Raw genomic sequence first — 16247 nt, 5'->3', positions numbered from 1 at the left:
ATAAGTAAGTGGTAGAATTGCCTTAAGTAATCATAGTAAAACAGCATCAATATTTAAAATTTATCTAAATGGAGTGATAAATATAAATGGAAGAAGACAAAAAGCTTTTAGTTGCTCTAACCTATAATTTAAAAAGGAATCACAATATTCTAAATGAAGATGATGAAGCAGAATTGGACGATTTTACCACAGTAAACCATATAAAGGCTTCTCTTGAGGAAGCTGGATGTGATGTTATTTTATTAGAAGCCACAAGTAAAATAGTAAATTTAATTTATGACAAAAATATTGATATTGTATTTAATTTTGCTGAAGGTTTAAAGGGTCGAGGTAGAGAATCACAAGTTCCTGCACTTTTAAACATGCTCTCTATACCCTTTACAGGTTCCGATGAAACTACTTTAGGAGTAGCTTTAGATAAGTCTTTAACCAAAAAAATAGTTGCATATGATAATATTAAAACACCAAAATTTCAGGTTTTCTTTACAGGGAAGGAAAATTTAAGTAAAAAATTGAAATATCCTTTGATCGTAAAGCCAAATGCAGAGGGGTCAAGTAAAGGAATAATCGATAATTCAGTTGCTAAAAATGATGAAGAGTTATATTCATTAGTTAATAGAATAATTGTCAACTATAATATACCAGCACTAGTTGAAGAATATGTAGATGGTAGAGAATTTACCGTTGGACTCCTTGGAAACGGCGATGATTTAGAAGCTCTCCCTATAATGGAAATTAATTTTGACAATGCAAGGGGAACAAGCTTTTACAGTTATAATGTAAAGAAGAATTCAAAGGACTTTACCTCTTACACTTGTCCTGCTAATCTATCGGATAAAGAAGAAAAGGAGATTAAAAAATTTGCAAAAAAAATATTTAATCTTCTTGAATGTAAGGATGTTGCGAGAATTGATCTTAGATTATCTAATTTGGATAATAAACCATATTTTATAGAAATTAATCCTTTGCCCGGGTTAATTGATGGTTTCAGTGATTTAACCTTAATTTGGAAAGCAATGGACAGAGAATACAAAGATCTTATTAAAAGAATTTTAAACGAAGCTTTGAGAAGATATAATATGCCAATATTAAAATGAGGTAAGGATGGAGATTTTCTCTATCCTTATTTTAACTAGTTATGCTAGTTCTATCGATGCTTTAATGTTTATTTACATCATTTTTACCTAATGGTCAAGGTCAGTAACCTTTATTTACTTAATACATATATTGTTATAAAAAGGATAATTAGGAGTGGAAAAATGAGATATACATATAGATATATTTACCCCCTATATTTTCCCTATATGCCAAAACAATATATTATAGACAGTCCAAAACAGCGCTCAATTCTAAATAGAGTAAATCCCATTATAATAAAAACCTATGAAATAAAATATAAAGATAAATATATTAGAGAGGATCTTAAATATCCTCAGCTAGAAGGCCTTGAAAGCCAACAATCCCAAGGTTTTATTAATAATTCTATTAAAAGTGATATTATGGAATTTAAAAGACAGATGGAAAAAGCGGCCAAAGAATATGCAAAAGAGGCCGAAAGAAATGGAGAAGATTTCACCCCTTTTATTATTTCATCCATATATGAGATTACTTATAATAATCATAATATCATAAGTATTTTAATAATTTATCATGAATATATTAATAGAATCAATTCATACATCAAAGTATCCTATAATTTTAATATTTTAACAGGGGAACCTATTTCTTTAAAGGACTTATTCAAAGAAGATGTGGATTATCAGAATTTAATAAATAATGAAGTAAAGAATGAACTATTGTTTAATAGGGAAAAGTATTTCCCAGGTGCAGCTGAAAGCTTCAAAGGGATTTCTGAGTATCATCCCTTCTATATAAAAAATGGAAATCTTGTTGTGTTTTTTGGCTTCCATGAAATAGCACCTATTGCATCACAAATCCCAGAAATTAAAATACCATTTTCTTCATTGAGAAATTATATCAAGCCAAAATTTCTCAATAGTAGATTTTAGAAAATGACTTAATTGATTAAATTAATAGTTTCATTTATAATAAATATGACCACGATAATCATATTTATAACTTTTGATTATTATGGTCATGATTTTTTGAGAACTATTTTTTCACCGATAATACTCTCCTTCTAAGTTATAAGCATTAGATTTTAAATTTCATTTTATCTTATCCCCTTAAATATTTCCTTGAATTCCTTGGCCAAAATTTTTCTTTTACAGTCTTTACATATAAGCTCACAATCTTCATTTCCAAGCTTCTTATTTATATATTCAAATTCTTCTTTAGTGGAAAAATATTTGCCACATTTTAAGCATTTAAGTAGTTGAAAGTCTTTATTCCATATAGTTCTTATACCATTTCTTTCTTCTATTGGAATAGCATCGGTAGGACAAATTTCAGAACATGCTCCACATCCTATACAATCCTCTGAAGCCTCATCATAGGGAGTCGAAACTTTTTTTATAATACCTCTATTTACAGTTACTATTGCACCTGTTCCAATTTCATCACATGCCTTTACACAAAGTCCACAAAGTATACATTCATCCTTCTGAAATATACCAGCAAATACGTCAGTGTTTACTTTATATTCCTCAACAAGTTCCCTAATAGCTTGATTTCCTGGTGATCTGGCTGCAAGAAGTTTAATAATAGTTTTTCTCATTTTAATAATCTTTTCTGAATTTGTCTTTACTTCAATTTTCTTTTTAATAGGATATATACATGAAGTTACGATTTTACTGCCTCTCTCATCTATTACCTCCACTATGCAAAGTCTGCAGCTGGCTAACCCTGGTAAAGCTGGATTATGACATAATGTTGGAATTTTAATACTATTTCTTCTTGTCACATCAAGTATAAATTCTCCCATTTTTGCTTCATAATAATCTCCGTCTATTTTAATTTGCATTTATTTGCCCTCCAATCTTTACAGCATTAAATTTACAGCTATTAATACAGCTTCCACATTTAATACATTTAGATATGTCGATTTCATGAGGGCTTTTTATTGTCCCTTTTATAGAATCAACAGGACAATTCTTCTTGCATAACCCACATCCCTTGCAAAGCTCTTTATCAATATAAAAGCTTGTCAATTCCTTACAAACACCTGCAGGACATCTTTTATTAATTATATGCTCCATATATTCATCTCTAAAATATTTTATAGTTGTTATAACAGGATTTGGTGCAGTTTTGCCTAATCCGCATAGAGAACATTCCTTTACGGCTTCACAAAGCTCAAGTAACGAATCTATATCCTCTTCTTTCCCTTTACCATTTGTAATATCTTCTAAAATATGCTGCATCATTCTTATTCCCTCTCTGCAGGTCACACATTTTCCACATGATTCTTCTGCTAAAAAACTTAAATAATATTTAGCCACATCTACCATACAAGTACGATCATCCATAACTATCATACCGCCAGAACCCATCATGGATCCTATACTGCTGAGGGATCCAAAATCTATTCCAACATCAAGATATCTATCGGGTATGCAGCCACCGGAAGGTCCTCCAGTCTGTACCGCTTTAAATTTCCTATCCCCAATAATTCCTCCTCCAATATCGAATATAAGTTCCCTTAAGGTTGTACCCATAGGAACTTCCACTAATCCCGTGTTTTTGACTTTCCCTACAAGGGAAAATACCTTTGTCCCTGTACTATCTTTGCTTCCAATCCTTCTAAACCAATCTGAACCATTGTTTATTATAGGTGGTATATTTGCAAAGGTTTCAACATTATTGAGGACAGTAGGTTGATTCCATAAGCCTTTTTCAATGGAACGAATATATTTTGCTCTAGGCTCTCCAACCCTTCCCTCAATAGAGGCCATAAGAGCACTAGACTCACCACAGACAAAAGCCCCTCCCCCCCTAACAATATCAATATCAAAATCAAATTTACTCCCTAATATGTTTTTTCCTAAAAAACCCTTTTCTCTTGCTTTAAATAATGCCTTCGACATATTTTTTATTGCAAGACCATATTCATCCCGTATATACATATAACCTGATTTGGCATTAATAGCATATCCACAAATAATCATGCCTTCAATAATACTATTTGGATCCCCCTCTAAAATACTTCTATCCATAAAGGCTCCCGGATCTCCCTCATCTCCATTGCATATTACAAATTTCGGAAAATTGTCTATGCTTCTACACTTTCTCCACTTGAGACCTGTAGGAAATCCTGCACCCCCTCGCCCACGTAAACCGGACTCATTAACTTCATCAATAACATCTTCCTTTTTCATTTCAAATAGTGCTTTCTTTAAGGCTTTATATCCATCTCGTTTTATATAATCATCTATATTTATCGGATCCACTTCTCCAATATTTCTGAGGGCTATTTTATACTGCTTTTTATAAAAATTTGTATCACCATGATATCTTATTCTTTGTTTTTTATTAACATCATAATAAAGAAGACATTCAATAGCCTCCCCTTTTAATATTGTTTTATCTATTATTTCATCAACGTCTTGAACTTTAACCTGAAAATATGAAATATTATCCGGAATAATCTTTACTACAGGACCCTTTTCACACAAACCATTACATCCCGTAGATTTTACAAGGGTGTCAACCTCTATATCTTCACCTATTAATTGAATTTTTTTCTTGAGCTCATTATAAATTTTAAGACTATTATTAGCAAGACATCCCGTTCCACAACATACTAAGACTTTTCTCTTATTTATAGTATTATTTTCATTAGAATTATCTTCCCTATTATTCCATCTATCCTTCATACTTTTCCACGCTCCCATATTCCTTTAAAATTTCCCTAATCCTATTAGGAACAACCTTACCACAATATTTATCATTAATAACCATTACAGGAGCTAAGGCACATGATCCAAGACATGCCACCGTCTCCAAGGAAAATATACCGTCTTCGGTAGTTTCACCTGGATTTATTTTAAGTATTTTTTTTATCTCATCTATTATTATTTGGGAACCCCTTATATGACAAGCAGTTCCATCACAAACCTTTATTATGTATTTACCCTTTGGCTTTAAACTTAAAGCTTTATAGAAGGTGGCTATACTATATAACTCACTTAGATTAATATCTAAATAATCTGAAATCATCTCTAAAGCACTTCTTGGAATATAATTATATTTTTTTTGAATATCTTGAAGTATAGCAAGGGTATACTGCTGTTTATTTGGATACTTTTTTATAATATTGAACATTTTAGTCGAATCCAATTTATTTATTTTCATAATCTGTACTCCTTGTATTTATAGTCGCTTAGAGTCTATGCAGTCTATGGAAAATTAAATTCCTACAGCATGTAAAGTTTGACTTATTCAGCAAACCACTGAGAATCCTTTTACACTTCTCTTATAAACTCCTTTTTATTCTAGTCAATAAAATAATTTTATAGTATTTGCTAGCAGCAAATAGACTTTATTATCATTAAAAGAATAAAAGATATTTATAAAGAAACCTAAAAGAAAACTTCAGTGGTTTCCTTAGTTTCTAAAGTTTTTATAAGCATAAATCTATAGTTACATATATATCTTTGATTAATATAATTAAAGCTACAATCTTATGGAAAGCTCCTCTAATTTTTCTTCAGTAGGCACTCCTCCTTCATCCCATCCTCTGATTTGGTAGTATTCTTTAAGCATTGTATCAAGCTCAACAACCTTTCCCTTTGCTGGCCCTGAAGTCAATGGTTCATTTAACAATCTAGTTGGTAACTTATCGTCCTTTGCAGTGAAACCAGCTTTCATATTAAAGATTTTTTCTAAATTCCATATTCTCTCACCGATTTTCAATATTTCCTCATCTGAATAGTCTAATCCCAAAGCACTTCTGAGCATTGATGAAATTTCTGGTAACCCAATTGCAAAACTAGTAAATAAGCATATACCTGCCGAATCAATAACACCAGTAAGATCTTGGAAGGTCTTTAACCAGGCTGCCTTGTCTGTAGTAACAAGGGGATCAAGTTTTTCTGGTATTCCTAATACCTCAGGAGAAGTAAGATATCCTCTAACATGACATCCTCCACGATTAGAAGTTGCATATTCTAGCCCCATTCCTTGAACTCCCCTTGCATCATAAGCAGGCATTTCCTGTTTCTTTACTGACATAGAAAGCTCAGGATAACCATACTTTTCTGCCATTCTATAGGAGCCTTCAGCCATTATATCACCGAAATCTTCTCTCATTGCAGTCATTTTTGTAAAATCTACTATGGCCTGGGCATCTCCAAATACTAATTCCCTACCCAGCTCTTCCTTTGATAAAATTCCCCGTTCATACATTTCCATTCCGCATGCTATGGTTGCTCCCATAGTAATAGGATCAAGACCTAACTCATTACATATAAAATTAGCTTTACTTATTGCCGCTAAATCGTTAACTCCACAGTTAGCACCATAGGACCACCCTGCCTCATATTCTGGTCCTTCTCCAAAGCCTTTAAAGGGCCCCTCCTCAATTTTTGTTATCCTTCCACAGCCTATTGAACAACCAAAACATCCTTTATTCCTCACCAAATACTTTTCAGTTAAGGTTTCTCCGCTTGTATCATCTGCATCTTCAAAATATCCCCCATCTCTCCAGTTTCTTGTAGGGAGAGACTGTATTTCATTTAAAATATTTACAAGTACTTCAGTACCATAGGCTGCAAGTCCTTCACCTGTTACTGGATGCTCTTTTATTTTTTTTCTTGCATCTCTACAAGCTTCTATAAATTCTTCTTTCTTTGCCACTTTAACTGAATTTGTTCCTCTCACAACAACCGCCTTCAAATTTTTAGATCCCATAACAGCTCCAAGTCCAGATCTCCCTGCTGCTCTATTCTTATCATTCATTACAGTTGCAAATAATACTTTCTTTTCTCCTGCAGGTCCAATGCATGCAACCCTTACATCTTCCATAGTTTCTTTAAGAAGTTCATCGGTTGTTGCAGGTACTGTTTTTCCCCAAAGATGGCTTGCACTTTTAAGTTCTACCTTTTCATCATTTATGTATAAATAAACTGGCTTTTCAGATTTTCCTTCAAATATTATTCCATCATATCCGGCAAATTTTAATTCTGGTCCAAAATGACCTCCTGAATTTGAAGCTCCTATTGTTCCCGTTAAAGGAGCCTTTGCAACTACTTCATATCTTCCAGGACAGGCAGCTAAAGTTCCTGTTAAAGGTCCTGCCATAAAAATCAATTTGTTTCCCGGGTTAAAGGCATCAATTTTAGGGTCTACTTCGTCCATCAAAATTTTGCTTCCCAGCCCTCGTGCTCCTAAATATAAATTGGCATCCTTCATGTTCAAATTTTCTTTTTTTATGGTTCCATCAGTTAAATTGACTCTTAATAATTTACCAGCCCAACCAAACATTATTCCACCTCCCCAAATAATTCCTTAAATTTTTCAGCAATTTTTTTCTTCTTATTAAGAAAAATGGCATTTCCTTCTTTAAACTCAATAGCCCCCGATGGACAAAACTCTGCACACATTGGATTACCATCACAGAGATCACATTTTATTAGTTTTTTCTCCTTTGAATTGTAGGTTATATTTCCTATTGGGCAGGCGCTGATACACATTTTACAACCTATACACTTGTCACTGTCAATAACTACTGCTCCCAGTTCATTGGCTCTTATTGCAGAAACAGGACATACCTTCATACAAGATGGGTCTTCACACTGCATACACATCATTGGCACTGATATTGCTGCTTCATCATAGTTTATTACTGAAACAGCTGCATGTTTGGGATTGAATTCATTAGTCTTATTAAATGAACATGCCAATTCACAGGTCCTGCAACCTGTACACTTTTCAGGTGAAATAATCAGTATTTTACTCACAATTTACTCTGGCCACCATTTTTATGATGCCAGACTCACCCCCTTTTAATTTTTTGAATATAAAAAGTTCATCTAAAGAGATATCTTGATACATCTCTAATAGATGAACTCCTTTGCACATCGGCAGGCATAAAAATTACTTCTTATACCCTATCGTTCCAAAAAGCCATGATTTGGTTTTTCAGAATCGGAGTAAAGTATTTATAATATTGCTTTTATAATTATTATTGGATTTATTAGAAAAATAGAACTAAATAATAAGAAAAATAGAATTGATAACTATAACCTATATTGGCTTGATACAATATAATATTATTAATAGAAAAGTATTTGTTTAATTTATAATATATATATATTGTAACAAATTCTTAATATATTATCAATATAAGGAAATTAATTTGAAATAACTAAAACAAATGCTTGAGTTGCAGCATTTGTTTTAGTTTAGAAAACTTCATAATTATTTAATTATTTTTTAAATCTTTCTATTATCTTACCATACTTTCTTAGAGCAGCTATGGCATTAACTACTTGTTCTGGCGTAGGATAAGCTGGAATACTCAGTAACTAATATTAAACATAGTAATTTAAATATTTATTCTATTCTAAAGATAAACAATTTTGAGGTTTAATATTGTTTGTCTATAGTAAGTATTAATTCTTGAAACTATGAACTGGTGCAGGTATTCTACCACCCCTAATTATAAAATTATCACTTGAAAATTTACTAACAGGCATAATAGGAGCTCTTCCTAAAAGGCCTCCAAATATAGCTTCTTCTCCTAATCCCTTACCATAAACAGGAATTATTCTTACAGCTGTAGTCTTCTTATTTATAACTCCAATTGCAGCTTCATCGGCTATAATAGCCGATATAGTATTTTCTGGAGTATCTCCAGGTATTGCTATCATATCAAGTCCTACAGAACAAACACATGTCATTGCCTCTAACTTTTCTATATTTAAAGAACCAGCCTTTACAGCATTTATCATTCCTTCATCTTCACTTATTGGAATAAAGGCTCCACTTAATCCCCCTACATGGGATGATGCCATTATCCCACCTTTTTTAACAGCATCATTTAATAATGCCAATGCTGCAGTAGTACCATGACCTCCACAGCTTTCAATACCTATCTCTTCCAAAATTCTTGCCACACTATCTCCAACGGCAGGTGTTGGTGCCAGTGATAAATCTAAAATTCCAAAGGGAACATTTAACATTTTTGAAGCTTCAATAGCAACCAATTGTCCAGCCCTTGTAATTTTGAATGCTGTTTTTTTTATAGTATCGGAAACAACATCAAAACTCTTACCCTTTACCTTTTCAAGGGCGGCCTTAACAACACCTGGACCGCTCACCCCTACATTTATAACACATTCTCCTTCTCCAACTCCATGAAATGCTCCTGCCATAAAAGGATTGTCCTCTACTGCATTGGCAAAAACCACAAGTTTTGCACAGCCTATACTTTCATTTTCTTTTGTTAAATAGGCAGTTTTTTTAATTATCCTTCCCATATCCCGTACCGCATCCATATTTATTCCCGACCTAGTATCTCCTATATTTACTGAAGAACATACTCTATCGGTTTTTTCAAGGGCCTTAGGTATTGACTCAATAAGAATTTTATCTCCCTTTGAATAACCTTTTTGTACAAGGGCTGAAAAGCCTCCAATAAAATTAACTCCTACATGTTTTGCAGCTTCATCAAGGGTTTTGGCAAACTCCACATAATTATCATCATTACTAGCACCAGCAATTATAGAAATTGGGGTTACAGATATTCTTTTATTTATTATGGGTATTCCATATTTTGTTTCAATACTTTCTCCAACTTCTACTAATTTTTCAGCGTATTTTATTATCTTATCATAAATTTTCCTTCTAGCTTTCTTTCCATCTGAATCACAGCAATCCAATAATGATATTCCCATTGTAATAGTTCGAATATCAAGCTTTTCTCTTTCAATCATATTTATAGTTTCTAATATATTATTAAAATAACTCATTGTCTTTTCATCTCCTATTAAATATAAATTAAAATAAATTTGAAAGAAAATAATGAATATTTCCATGTTTTTTATTTGCAATTCTTTATGCTTATTAAATTTTATGCATTGAATTGAATATATCTTCATGCTGTATTTTTACTGACATACCTATTTTCTTTCCCGAAATCTGGAGCTTATCTTTTAATTCCATAAAACCTATATCCATTTTTTCCAGTTCAACAACCATTATCATTGTAAAATAGCCCTGTAAAATAGTTTGATTTAAATCTAGAATATTAACACCATTTTTTGCTAAAACCGATGACATTTCAGCTATAATTCCTGTTTTATCATTTCCTATAACTGTAATAACTGCCTTCACCAATATTTCCTCCTTTTATCTAAATGATTTTTCAAAAAAACAAAAGAGACTAAATCATAATGATATAGCCTCCATAAAACATAGAAAATTCAAAAATAAACTTATAAAGACTTAAATAAGCCCTTTACAAGGTTTTTAATATTTCCAAATCCCCTGTCCTTTTACCTGAGAGTTTCACCATATTTTATGGCTTTCCCCTTCGGTGCTCAGACGAGTCTCTCCAGAGGCCTGTCCAATAACGGTCGCAATCAACACTTCCACTATCTTCATCCAGTAAAAATAATAGCTTCAAAGCTATTATCTTAGTATTAAATTTTATAGAACTGATTTTACCATAAAAACATTACAAAAATCAACATTTTTTTGATATTTGTTTCTTCATGAAATATTTTTCCTTCTGCATATAAATTCGCCATACCCTTTTTCTCCGACAAAATCATGATTCTTTACAACTATCTTTCCTCTTACCATCGTAAGAATGGGATAGCCAACTAATTTCATTCCCTCATAACAAGTATAATCTACATTTTCATGTAAAATCTTTTTAGTTAATACGACTTCTTTTTTAGTGTCAATTAATACAATATCAGCATCCGACCCTACTGCTATCGTACCTTTTTTTGGATATAATCCAAAAATTTTTGAAGGAGCCGTGCTCGTAACCTCTACAAATTTATTAATATCTATTCTATTTTTCATTACTCCTTCTGAAAATATAAGAGGTATCCTCGTTTCAACTCCAGGTATACCATTGGGACATTTTGTAAAATCTTCTCTTCCCATCTGCTTTTCCCTATAAAACGAAAAGGGACAGTGATCAGTTGCAATAACTTGAATATTTCCGTCTCTAATCCCTTTCCACAAAGCCTTTTGATTATGCTTTTTCCTAATTGGAGGGCTCATAATATACTTCAATCCCTCATTATTTGGCAAGTTATATTTCTCTTCATCCAACAATAAATATTGCGGGCAAGTTTCAGCATATACATTGCAACCTGTCTCTTGAGCCCTTTTTATATAATCAAGTCCAAGTTTAGTTGATAAATGAACAATATATAAGGGTGCATTATCAGAAACGTATGCTAAATGAATTATTCTACTGATAGCTTCAGCTTCGCTCTCCTCGGGCCTACTCAAGGCATGATAAATAGGCTGTATTTTTCTATTATCAATAAACTTTTTCTTCAAATATTTTATCATATAATGATTTTCTGCATGAACTGTTGTAAGCCCTCCAAGCTTCTTGAGTCTCAATAGGGTTTTTATTGCTTCTTCATCACTTAATTTAAAATCATAAGTTAAATAAATTTTAAAGCTAGGTATTCCTTCTATCTCTATTATATCTTTCATTTCTTTAAGAATATCATCATTTATATGCTGAATTACGCCATGAAACCCATAATCTATAACTGCATTGTTTTTAGCATATTCATGATATACTTTCACCTGATGATGCAAATTACATCCCTTTGGTCCAAAACCCATATGGTCTACAATTGTTGTTGTTCCTCCACAGGCTGCAGCAACTGTTCCTGTATAAAAATCATCGTTTGAAACGCCTATTCCTACATCTAAGTTTAAATGGGTATGTACATCTACTCCCCCGGGAATAATATATTTCCCTTCTGCATCAATTACATGACATCTGCTTTTTTCTAGTTTTAGCCCTATTTCCTTTATAATCCCACTTTCAATATATAAGTCTCCTTTGAAAACATCACTTGCTGTTGCAATTATACCATTTTTAATCAAGGTTGACATTCTATTTCACCTCATTTTTATATAGAAAAACCATATTCCTTTTTTTCCATATTTTTTAACAACAATCCCTCCCCAAAAAAACTGGGAGGGACAATACAAAATACTTAGATATTAAAAAAAATGTACTACTATTATAATGACGCTATAACTTCAATTTCCACTCTAGCATCTTTAGGCAATCTAGCTACTTCTACACAAGACCTTGCAGGATAATTCTTTGAAAAATATGTTGCATACACTTCATTTATAGCTTCAAAATCTTTTAAATCTTTAACAAACACTAAGGTTTTTATTACTTTTTCCATACTTGTTCCAGCTTTTTCTAATATAGCTTTAACATTTTCTAATGCTTGTGCTGTAGCTTTTTTGACATCCTCAATAAGCTCTCCAGTTTCAGGATCAATTGGTAATTGCCCAGAAGTATAAATAAGATTTCCTATCTTTACTGCCTGTGAATAAGGTCCTATAGCTCCCGGTGCTTTTTCTGTTGCTATTATTGATTTTTCCATACTAAAATCTCCTTTACAAATTTATTTTTTTCTACTATACGGAGTTTTTTCTAAGGGCAGCTTTGTTCTATGAATACCATCTAGTTTATGATAAGCTCCCTGTACTGCAGCTGCTGTAGGAATAGAAGAAATCTCACCTACACCCTTAGCTCCGTAAGCTAATACATTTGGATTTTTTTCTATAATAATGGGCTTAATTTCTGGAATATCTGTAGCTCTGAAAAGGCCTAATGTTCCAAACTTAGCTGTTGGAACTCCTTCATTTAGTGGATAATCCTCTGTTAATGCATATCCAAGGCCCATAACAATACCACCTTCAATCTGACCTTCTAAACTTATAGGATTAATGACTCTGCCAATATCATGAGCACCTATTGCCTTTTGAAGCTTTCCATTTTCATCTATAAATACACAATGAGTAGCATATCCATAGGCAATATGACTTACTGGATTTTTCTTCTTTGATCCCAATGGATCTGTTATTCCCTCATACTCTGCATAAAAATCTTGTCCTTCAAGGTCTTCTAATGATTTCCCAGAATCTAAAGCTTCTTTTAATTTTGATGAGACTCTTCTTGTAGCTTCACCTGTAAATAATGTTTGTCTTGAAGCAGTAGACATTCCAGAATTAGGTGTGACTTTCGTATCAGGGTCATCTGCTATTACTATATCTGGAGATAATTTTGTTGTTTCACAAACAATTTGAGTTGTAACAGTTGCTACTCCCTGTCCCATGCAAGCAGCACTGGTTCTTATATGAACCTTCCCATCTTCTATAGTTAATCTGCACCTTCCTATATCAGAAACACCTACACCTAATCCACTATTTTTAAAGGCACATGCAATTCCAGCATAGGGATAACTTTCATACTCTTCCTTTACTGCTAGTAAGGTTTCTTCTAGGGCTGTTCCTTCATCTGCAATTTGTCCATTTGGAAGAATTTGTCCTGGCCGTATTGCATTTTTATATCTGATTTCCCAATCTGATATTCCAACCATTCTAGCTAATTCATTTAAATTAGATTCTGTGGCAAAATTAGATTGAGTAACTCCAAAGCCTCTAAATGCTCCTGCCGGTGGATTATTAGTATATACAGCAATTCCTTCTATATCTACATTCTGGTAGTTATAGGGTCCTGCAGCATGGGTACATGCTCTTTGAAGTACCGGTCCTCCAAGTGAAGCATAGGCCCCTGTATCGGCTATAATTCTGGCCTTCATTGCTGTCAGATATCCATTTTCATCGCAGGCAGTAGTGAACTCCATTTCCATAGCATGTCTTTTGGGATGAATCATAATACTTTCTTTTCTGGAAAGCTTTACTTTTACAGGCTTCTTTGTATGCCATGCAAGCAATCCTGCATGATGCTGTACACTCATATCTTCCTTTCCACCAAAACCCCCACCTACTAATTTGCTTATAACACGCACCTTTTCCTTAGGTACCCCTAAAAGGTTTGCAACTTCTCTTTGATCATCATAAATTCCTTGATCTGCCGTATATAAAAGTATTCCGTCGCCATCGGGCATCCCAATTGCACATTCTGGTTCAAGAAATGCATGTTCTGTAAAGGGGGTATAATATTTATTGGTTACTACATATTTTGACTTTTCAATAGTCTCATCAACATTTCCCCTTTTAAGTACATCTTTTTGCAGAATATTTCCACCTTTGTGTATTTGGGGAGCACCTTCCTCCATTGCCATTTTAGGTGATGTTAGTGGTTTTAACTCTTCATACTCAACTTCTATTAGTTTTAATCCTTCTTCTAAAACCTGCTTACTTGTAGCTCCAACAAGTGCAATAGCATCGCCCACATACCTTGTTTCTTCTCCTTCTGCAATCAATGCTGGCCAATCCTGCTTTAAATGCCCTATATATCTTTGACCTGGAATATCCTTTGCTGTCAATACACAGACAACTCCAGGATGTTTTTCAGCCTTTGATATATCTATTTTTTTCACCAAAGCCCTTGGATATTTTGGTCTTAAAGCGCTACCATAAAGCATTCCTTCTATACACATGTCATCAACATATTTGCCTTCACCTAATACTTTATTTCTAGCATCTACCCTTTGCATTTTATCTCCGACTAATCCTTTGCAGCTTACTTTAGGAACTATGGATTTTTCTTTTAAAATACGAGCTGCCATTTTTATAGCTTCAATAATCTTAACATATCCCGTACATCTACACACATTTCCTTTTATTGCATTTTTAATATCTTCTTCTGTAGGGGCTAAATTTTTATCTAAAAGTGCTTTAGCACTTATAACCATTCCTGGTATACAAAAACCGCATTGGACAGCTCCTACCTTTGTAAAAGCATAAGAATATACATCCTTTTCTCTTTCTGAAAGACCTTCTACAGTTATAATTTCTTTACCAGTAACTTTTGAAGTCTTTAATATACATGCTCTCATTTTTTTTCCGTTCACCAATATGGTACACGCACCACAAGTTCCTTCGGAACATCCATCCTTTACTGATGTTAACCTTAAATCCTCTCTTAAATAATCTATAAGCCGCTTATCTTCATTACAATTTACATTTGTCCCATTTACTATAAATTCATACACTTTATTTCCTTCTTTCTTTATAAAAGAATTTTTTCCTCTTAAAATATCTAGCAATAAGCTACTTGTATGATATACTTAAAGCATTCTTAGGACATTTTGTTACACATAATCCACATCCAAAACATTTATTCTCATCTATTTTTAATCTATCTTCTATAGTAATAGCATCATAAACACAACTTACTTTGCACTTACCACATTTAATACATTTTTCAAAATCTATCTTTGGAGGCAAAGAGTTTGTCCTAAATACTCTTTCTTTAGTTTTGTTAATTGCTAGTCCTACAATTTCATTAATATCCCTATAACCTTTTTTATCTAAAAATTGATCTAATTCCTCTGCAATTTTACCGTAAATGCTTGGGCCCTTTAATATAGCTTCAGTACATACTTGTACTCCGCAAGCACCTGCCATCATCATTTCAGCTGCATCCTTGCCACAAGTTATCCCGCCTACTCCAATAATTGGAATATCTACAACCTGTGCAGCATCATAAATACATCTAATTGCAAGGGGACGAATAGGAGCCCCTGAAAGCCAACCATAGCCTGTTTTACTTCCCATAATAGGATATCCAGTATTTACATCTATAGCCATACATGGACCAAAGGAATTAATCATTACAAGTCCATCGGCACCTGCATTTTCAACGGCTTTTGCTATAGTTTGAATATCTGTATGGGGACTCATTTTCATAAAGACTGGAACATCTAATATATCTTTAGCAGCCTTTAGTGCTTCTACAATAGGAGTGGCATCGGTTCCCACATAATGGGTAGATAATTCTACAGCATCTGCATAGGGTTTTATAAGGGGTGCTAGTTCTTTAATTTGCTCCTCTGTATACCCCATGCTAATAATAAGAGGACAATTAGTTTTTTTAGCCTTTATATATTCTTTTTCTATCCACTGTTCCTTTGAAAGCTCTGACCAAAGCTCAGTGTTTAAAAATCCACTATTTGTTTTAGCCATACATGGACGAGGTACATCTGCTGGGTTTAATGATATAGTTTTTGTAACAATTCCTCCTACTCCTCCCTCTGCTGCTGCTACACACATTTCTCCGTCCTTAGCTCCCGGTCCTGCTGCTGTCATGATTGGATTAGAAAATTCCATTCCACATATATTTACTCTCAAATTTGCCATGATTATCCCTCCCT

Annotated in this window: 13 protein-coding genes and 2 riboswitches; of the genes, 2 read left to right on the top strand and 11 right to left on the bottom strand. The window is 33.2% G+C overall.

Translation table 11 applies throughout. From position 1 onward, the window contains the following. Nucleotides 1-86: 86 nt before the first annotated feature. Nucleotides 87-1097, top strand: coding sequence for a D-alanine--D-alanine ligase family protein (locus B5X81_RS20480; RefSeq protein ID WP_079494424.1), 1011 nt, complete (start codon nucleotides 87-89; stop codon nucleotides 1095-1097). A 162-nt stretch (nucleotides 1098-1259) separates the two neighbouring features. Beyond that, nucleotides 1260-2009, top strand: a complete 750-nt coding sequence (locus tag B5X81_RS20475) for a DUF3298 and DUF4163 domain-containing protein (RefSeq protein ID WP_170917523.1) — start codon at nucleotides 1260-1262, stop codon at nucleotides 2007-2009. A 164-nt stretch (nucleotides 2010-2173) separates the two neighbouring features. Here B5X81_RS20475 and B5X81_RS20470 read toward each other — a convergent pair whose 3' ends face one another. The 11 genes from B5X81_RS20470 to B5X81_RS20420 form a co-directional block, all read right to left on the bottom strand. Continuing rightward, nucleotides 2174-2923 (bottom strand): 2Fe-2S iron-sulfur cluster-binding protein, encoded by a 750-nt coding sequence (locus tag B5X81_RS20470; RefSeq protein WP_079494423.1) that lies wholly within the window; start codon nucleotides 2921-2923, stop codon nucleotides 2174-2176. Next, complete coding sequence (locus tag B5X81_RS20465; RefSeq protein ID WP_079494421.1) at nucleotides 2913-4775, bottom strand: NADH-ubiquinone oxidoreductase-F iron-sulfur binding region domain-containing protein; 1863 nt, start codon at nucleotides 4773-4775, stop codon at nucleotides 2913-2915. Before B5X81_RS20465 ends, B5X81_RS20470 begins: the two co-directional genes overlap by 11 nt. Continuing rightward, nucleotides 4765-5253, bottom strand: a complete 489-nt coding sequence (nuoE, locus tag B5X81_RS20460) for an NADH-quinone oxidoreductase subunit NuoE (RefSeq protein WP_139380415.1) — start codon at nucleotides 5251-5253, stop codon at nucleotides 4765-4767. The genes B5X81_RS20465 and nuoE overlap by 11 nt, the downstream gene beginning before the upstream one ends. A 321-nt stretch (nucleotides 5254-5574) precedes the next feature. Then, nucleotides 5575-7383 (bottom strand): aldehyde ferredoxin oxidoreductase family protein, encoded by a 1809-nt coding sequence (locus B5X81_RS20455; protein ID WP_139380414.1) that lies wholly within the window; start codon nucleotides 7381-7383, stop codon nucleotides 5575-5577. Further along, the gene (locus tag B5X81_RS20450) at nucleotides 7383-7859 is read right to left on the bottom strand and encodes a 4Fe-4S dicluster domain-containing protein (RefSeq protein WP_079494417.1); all 477 of its coding nucleotides are present in this window, start codon (nucleotides 7857-7859) and stop codon (nucleotides 7383-7385) included. The genes B5X81_RS20455 and B5X81_RS20450 overlap by 1 nt, the downstream gene beginning before the upstream one ends. A 92-nt stretch (nucleotides 7860-7951) precedes the next feature. After that, nucleotides 7952-8064, bottom strand: a riboswitch (molybdenum cofactor riboswitch). A 449-nt stretch (nucleotides 8065-8513) separates the two neighbouring features. Then, on the bottom strand, nucleotides 8514-9872 hold the full coding sequence (locus B5X81_RS20445; protein ID WP_079494561.1) for a PFL family protein: 1359 nt from the start codon (nucleotides 9870-9872) through the stop codon (nucleotides 8514-8516). 94 nt (nucleotides 9873-9966) lie between these two features. Beyond that, entirely contained in the window at nucleotides 9967-10236 is a 270-nt protein-coding gene (locus tag B5X81_RS20440; protein ID WP_079494415.1) for an ACT domain-containing protein, read from the bottom strand. Between the two features lie 143 nt (nucleotides 10237-10379). Continuing rightward, nucleotides 10380-10470: riboswitch (glycine riboswitch) on the bottom strand. 144 nt (nucleotides 10471-10614) lie between these two features. Further along, nucleotides 10615-11997, bottom strand: coding sequence for a dihydropyrimidinase (gene hydA, locus B5X81_RS20435; protein ID WP_079494414.1), 1383 nt, complete (start codon nucleotides 11995-11997; stop codon nucleotides 10615-10617). A gap of 131 nt (nucleotides 11998-12128) precedes the next feature. Further along, a complete protein-coding gene (locus tag B5X81_RS20430) occupies nucleotides 12129-12506 on the bottom strand; it encodes a RidA family protein (RefSeq protein WP_079494412.1) in 378 nt (125 codons plus the stop codon). 21 nt (nucleotides 12507-12527) lie between these two features. Further along, nucleotides 12528-15086, bottom strand: coding sequence for a selenium-dependent xanthine dehydrogenase (gene xdh / locus B5X81_RS20425; RefSeq protein ID WP_079494559.1), 2559 nt, complete (start codon nucleotides 15084-15086; stop codon nucleotides 12528-12530). A gap of 58 nt (nucleotides 15087-15144) precedes the next feature. Then, nucleotides 15145-16233, bottom strand: coding sequence for a 4Fe-4S binding protein (locus tag B5X81_RS20420; protein WP_079494411.1), 1089 nt, complete (start codon nucleotides 16231-16233; stop codon nucleotides 15145-15147). Nucleotides 16234-16247: the final 14 nt, after the last annotated feature.

Origin of the sequence: Maledivibacter halophilus, from assembly GCF_900167445.1 — a bacterium.
In the GTDB taxonomy this organism is placed as follows: Bacteria; Bacillota; Clostridia; order Peptostreptococcales; family Caminicellaceae; genus Maledivibacter; species Maledivibacter halophilus.
The sequence above is the reverse complement of the archived record's forward strand: the minus strand, read 5'-3'. Positions and strand labels throughout refer to the sequence as shown.

Coding starts and splice junctions, on each gene's coding strand:
- B5X81_RS20470 (WP_079494423.1), bottom strand. CDS start 2,923: ATGCAAATTAAAATAGACGGAGATTATTATGAAGCAAAAATGGGAGAA.
- B5X81_RS20465 (WP_079494421.1), bottom strand. CDS start 4,775: ATGAAGGATAGATGGAATAATAGGGAAGATAATTCTAATGAAAATAAT.
- hydA (WP_079494414.1), bottom strand. CDS start 11,997: ATGTCAACCTTGATTAAAAATGGTATAATTGCAACAGCAAGTGATGTT.
- nuoE (WP_139380415.1), bottom strand. CDS start 5,253: ATGAAAATAAATAAATTGGATTCGACTAAAATGTTCAATATTATAAAA.
- B5X81_RS20475 (WP_170917523.1), top strand. CDS start 1,260: ATGAGATATACATATAGATATATTTACCCCCTATATTTTCCCTATATG.
- B5X81_RS20430 (WP_079494412.1), bottom strand. CDS start 12,506: ATGGAAAAATCAATAATAGCAACAGAAAAAGCACCGGGAGCTATAGGA.
- B5X81_RS20480 (WP_079494424.1), top strand. CDS start 87: ATGGAAGAAGACAAAAAGCTTTTAGTTGCTCTAACCTATAATTTAAAA.
- B5X81_RS20445 (WP_079494561.1), bottom strand. CDS start 9,872: ATGAGTTATTTTAATAATATATTAGAAACTATAAATATGATTGAAAGA.
- B5X81_RS20420 (WP_079494411.1), bottom strand. CDS start 16,233: ATGGCAAATTTGAGAGTAAATATATGTGGAATGGAATTTTCTAATCCA.
- B5X81_RS20455 (WP_139380414.1), bottom strand. CDS start 7,383: ATGTTTGGTTGGGCTGGTAAATTATTAAGAGTCAATTTAACTGATGGA.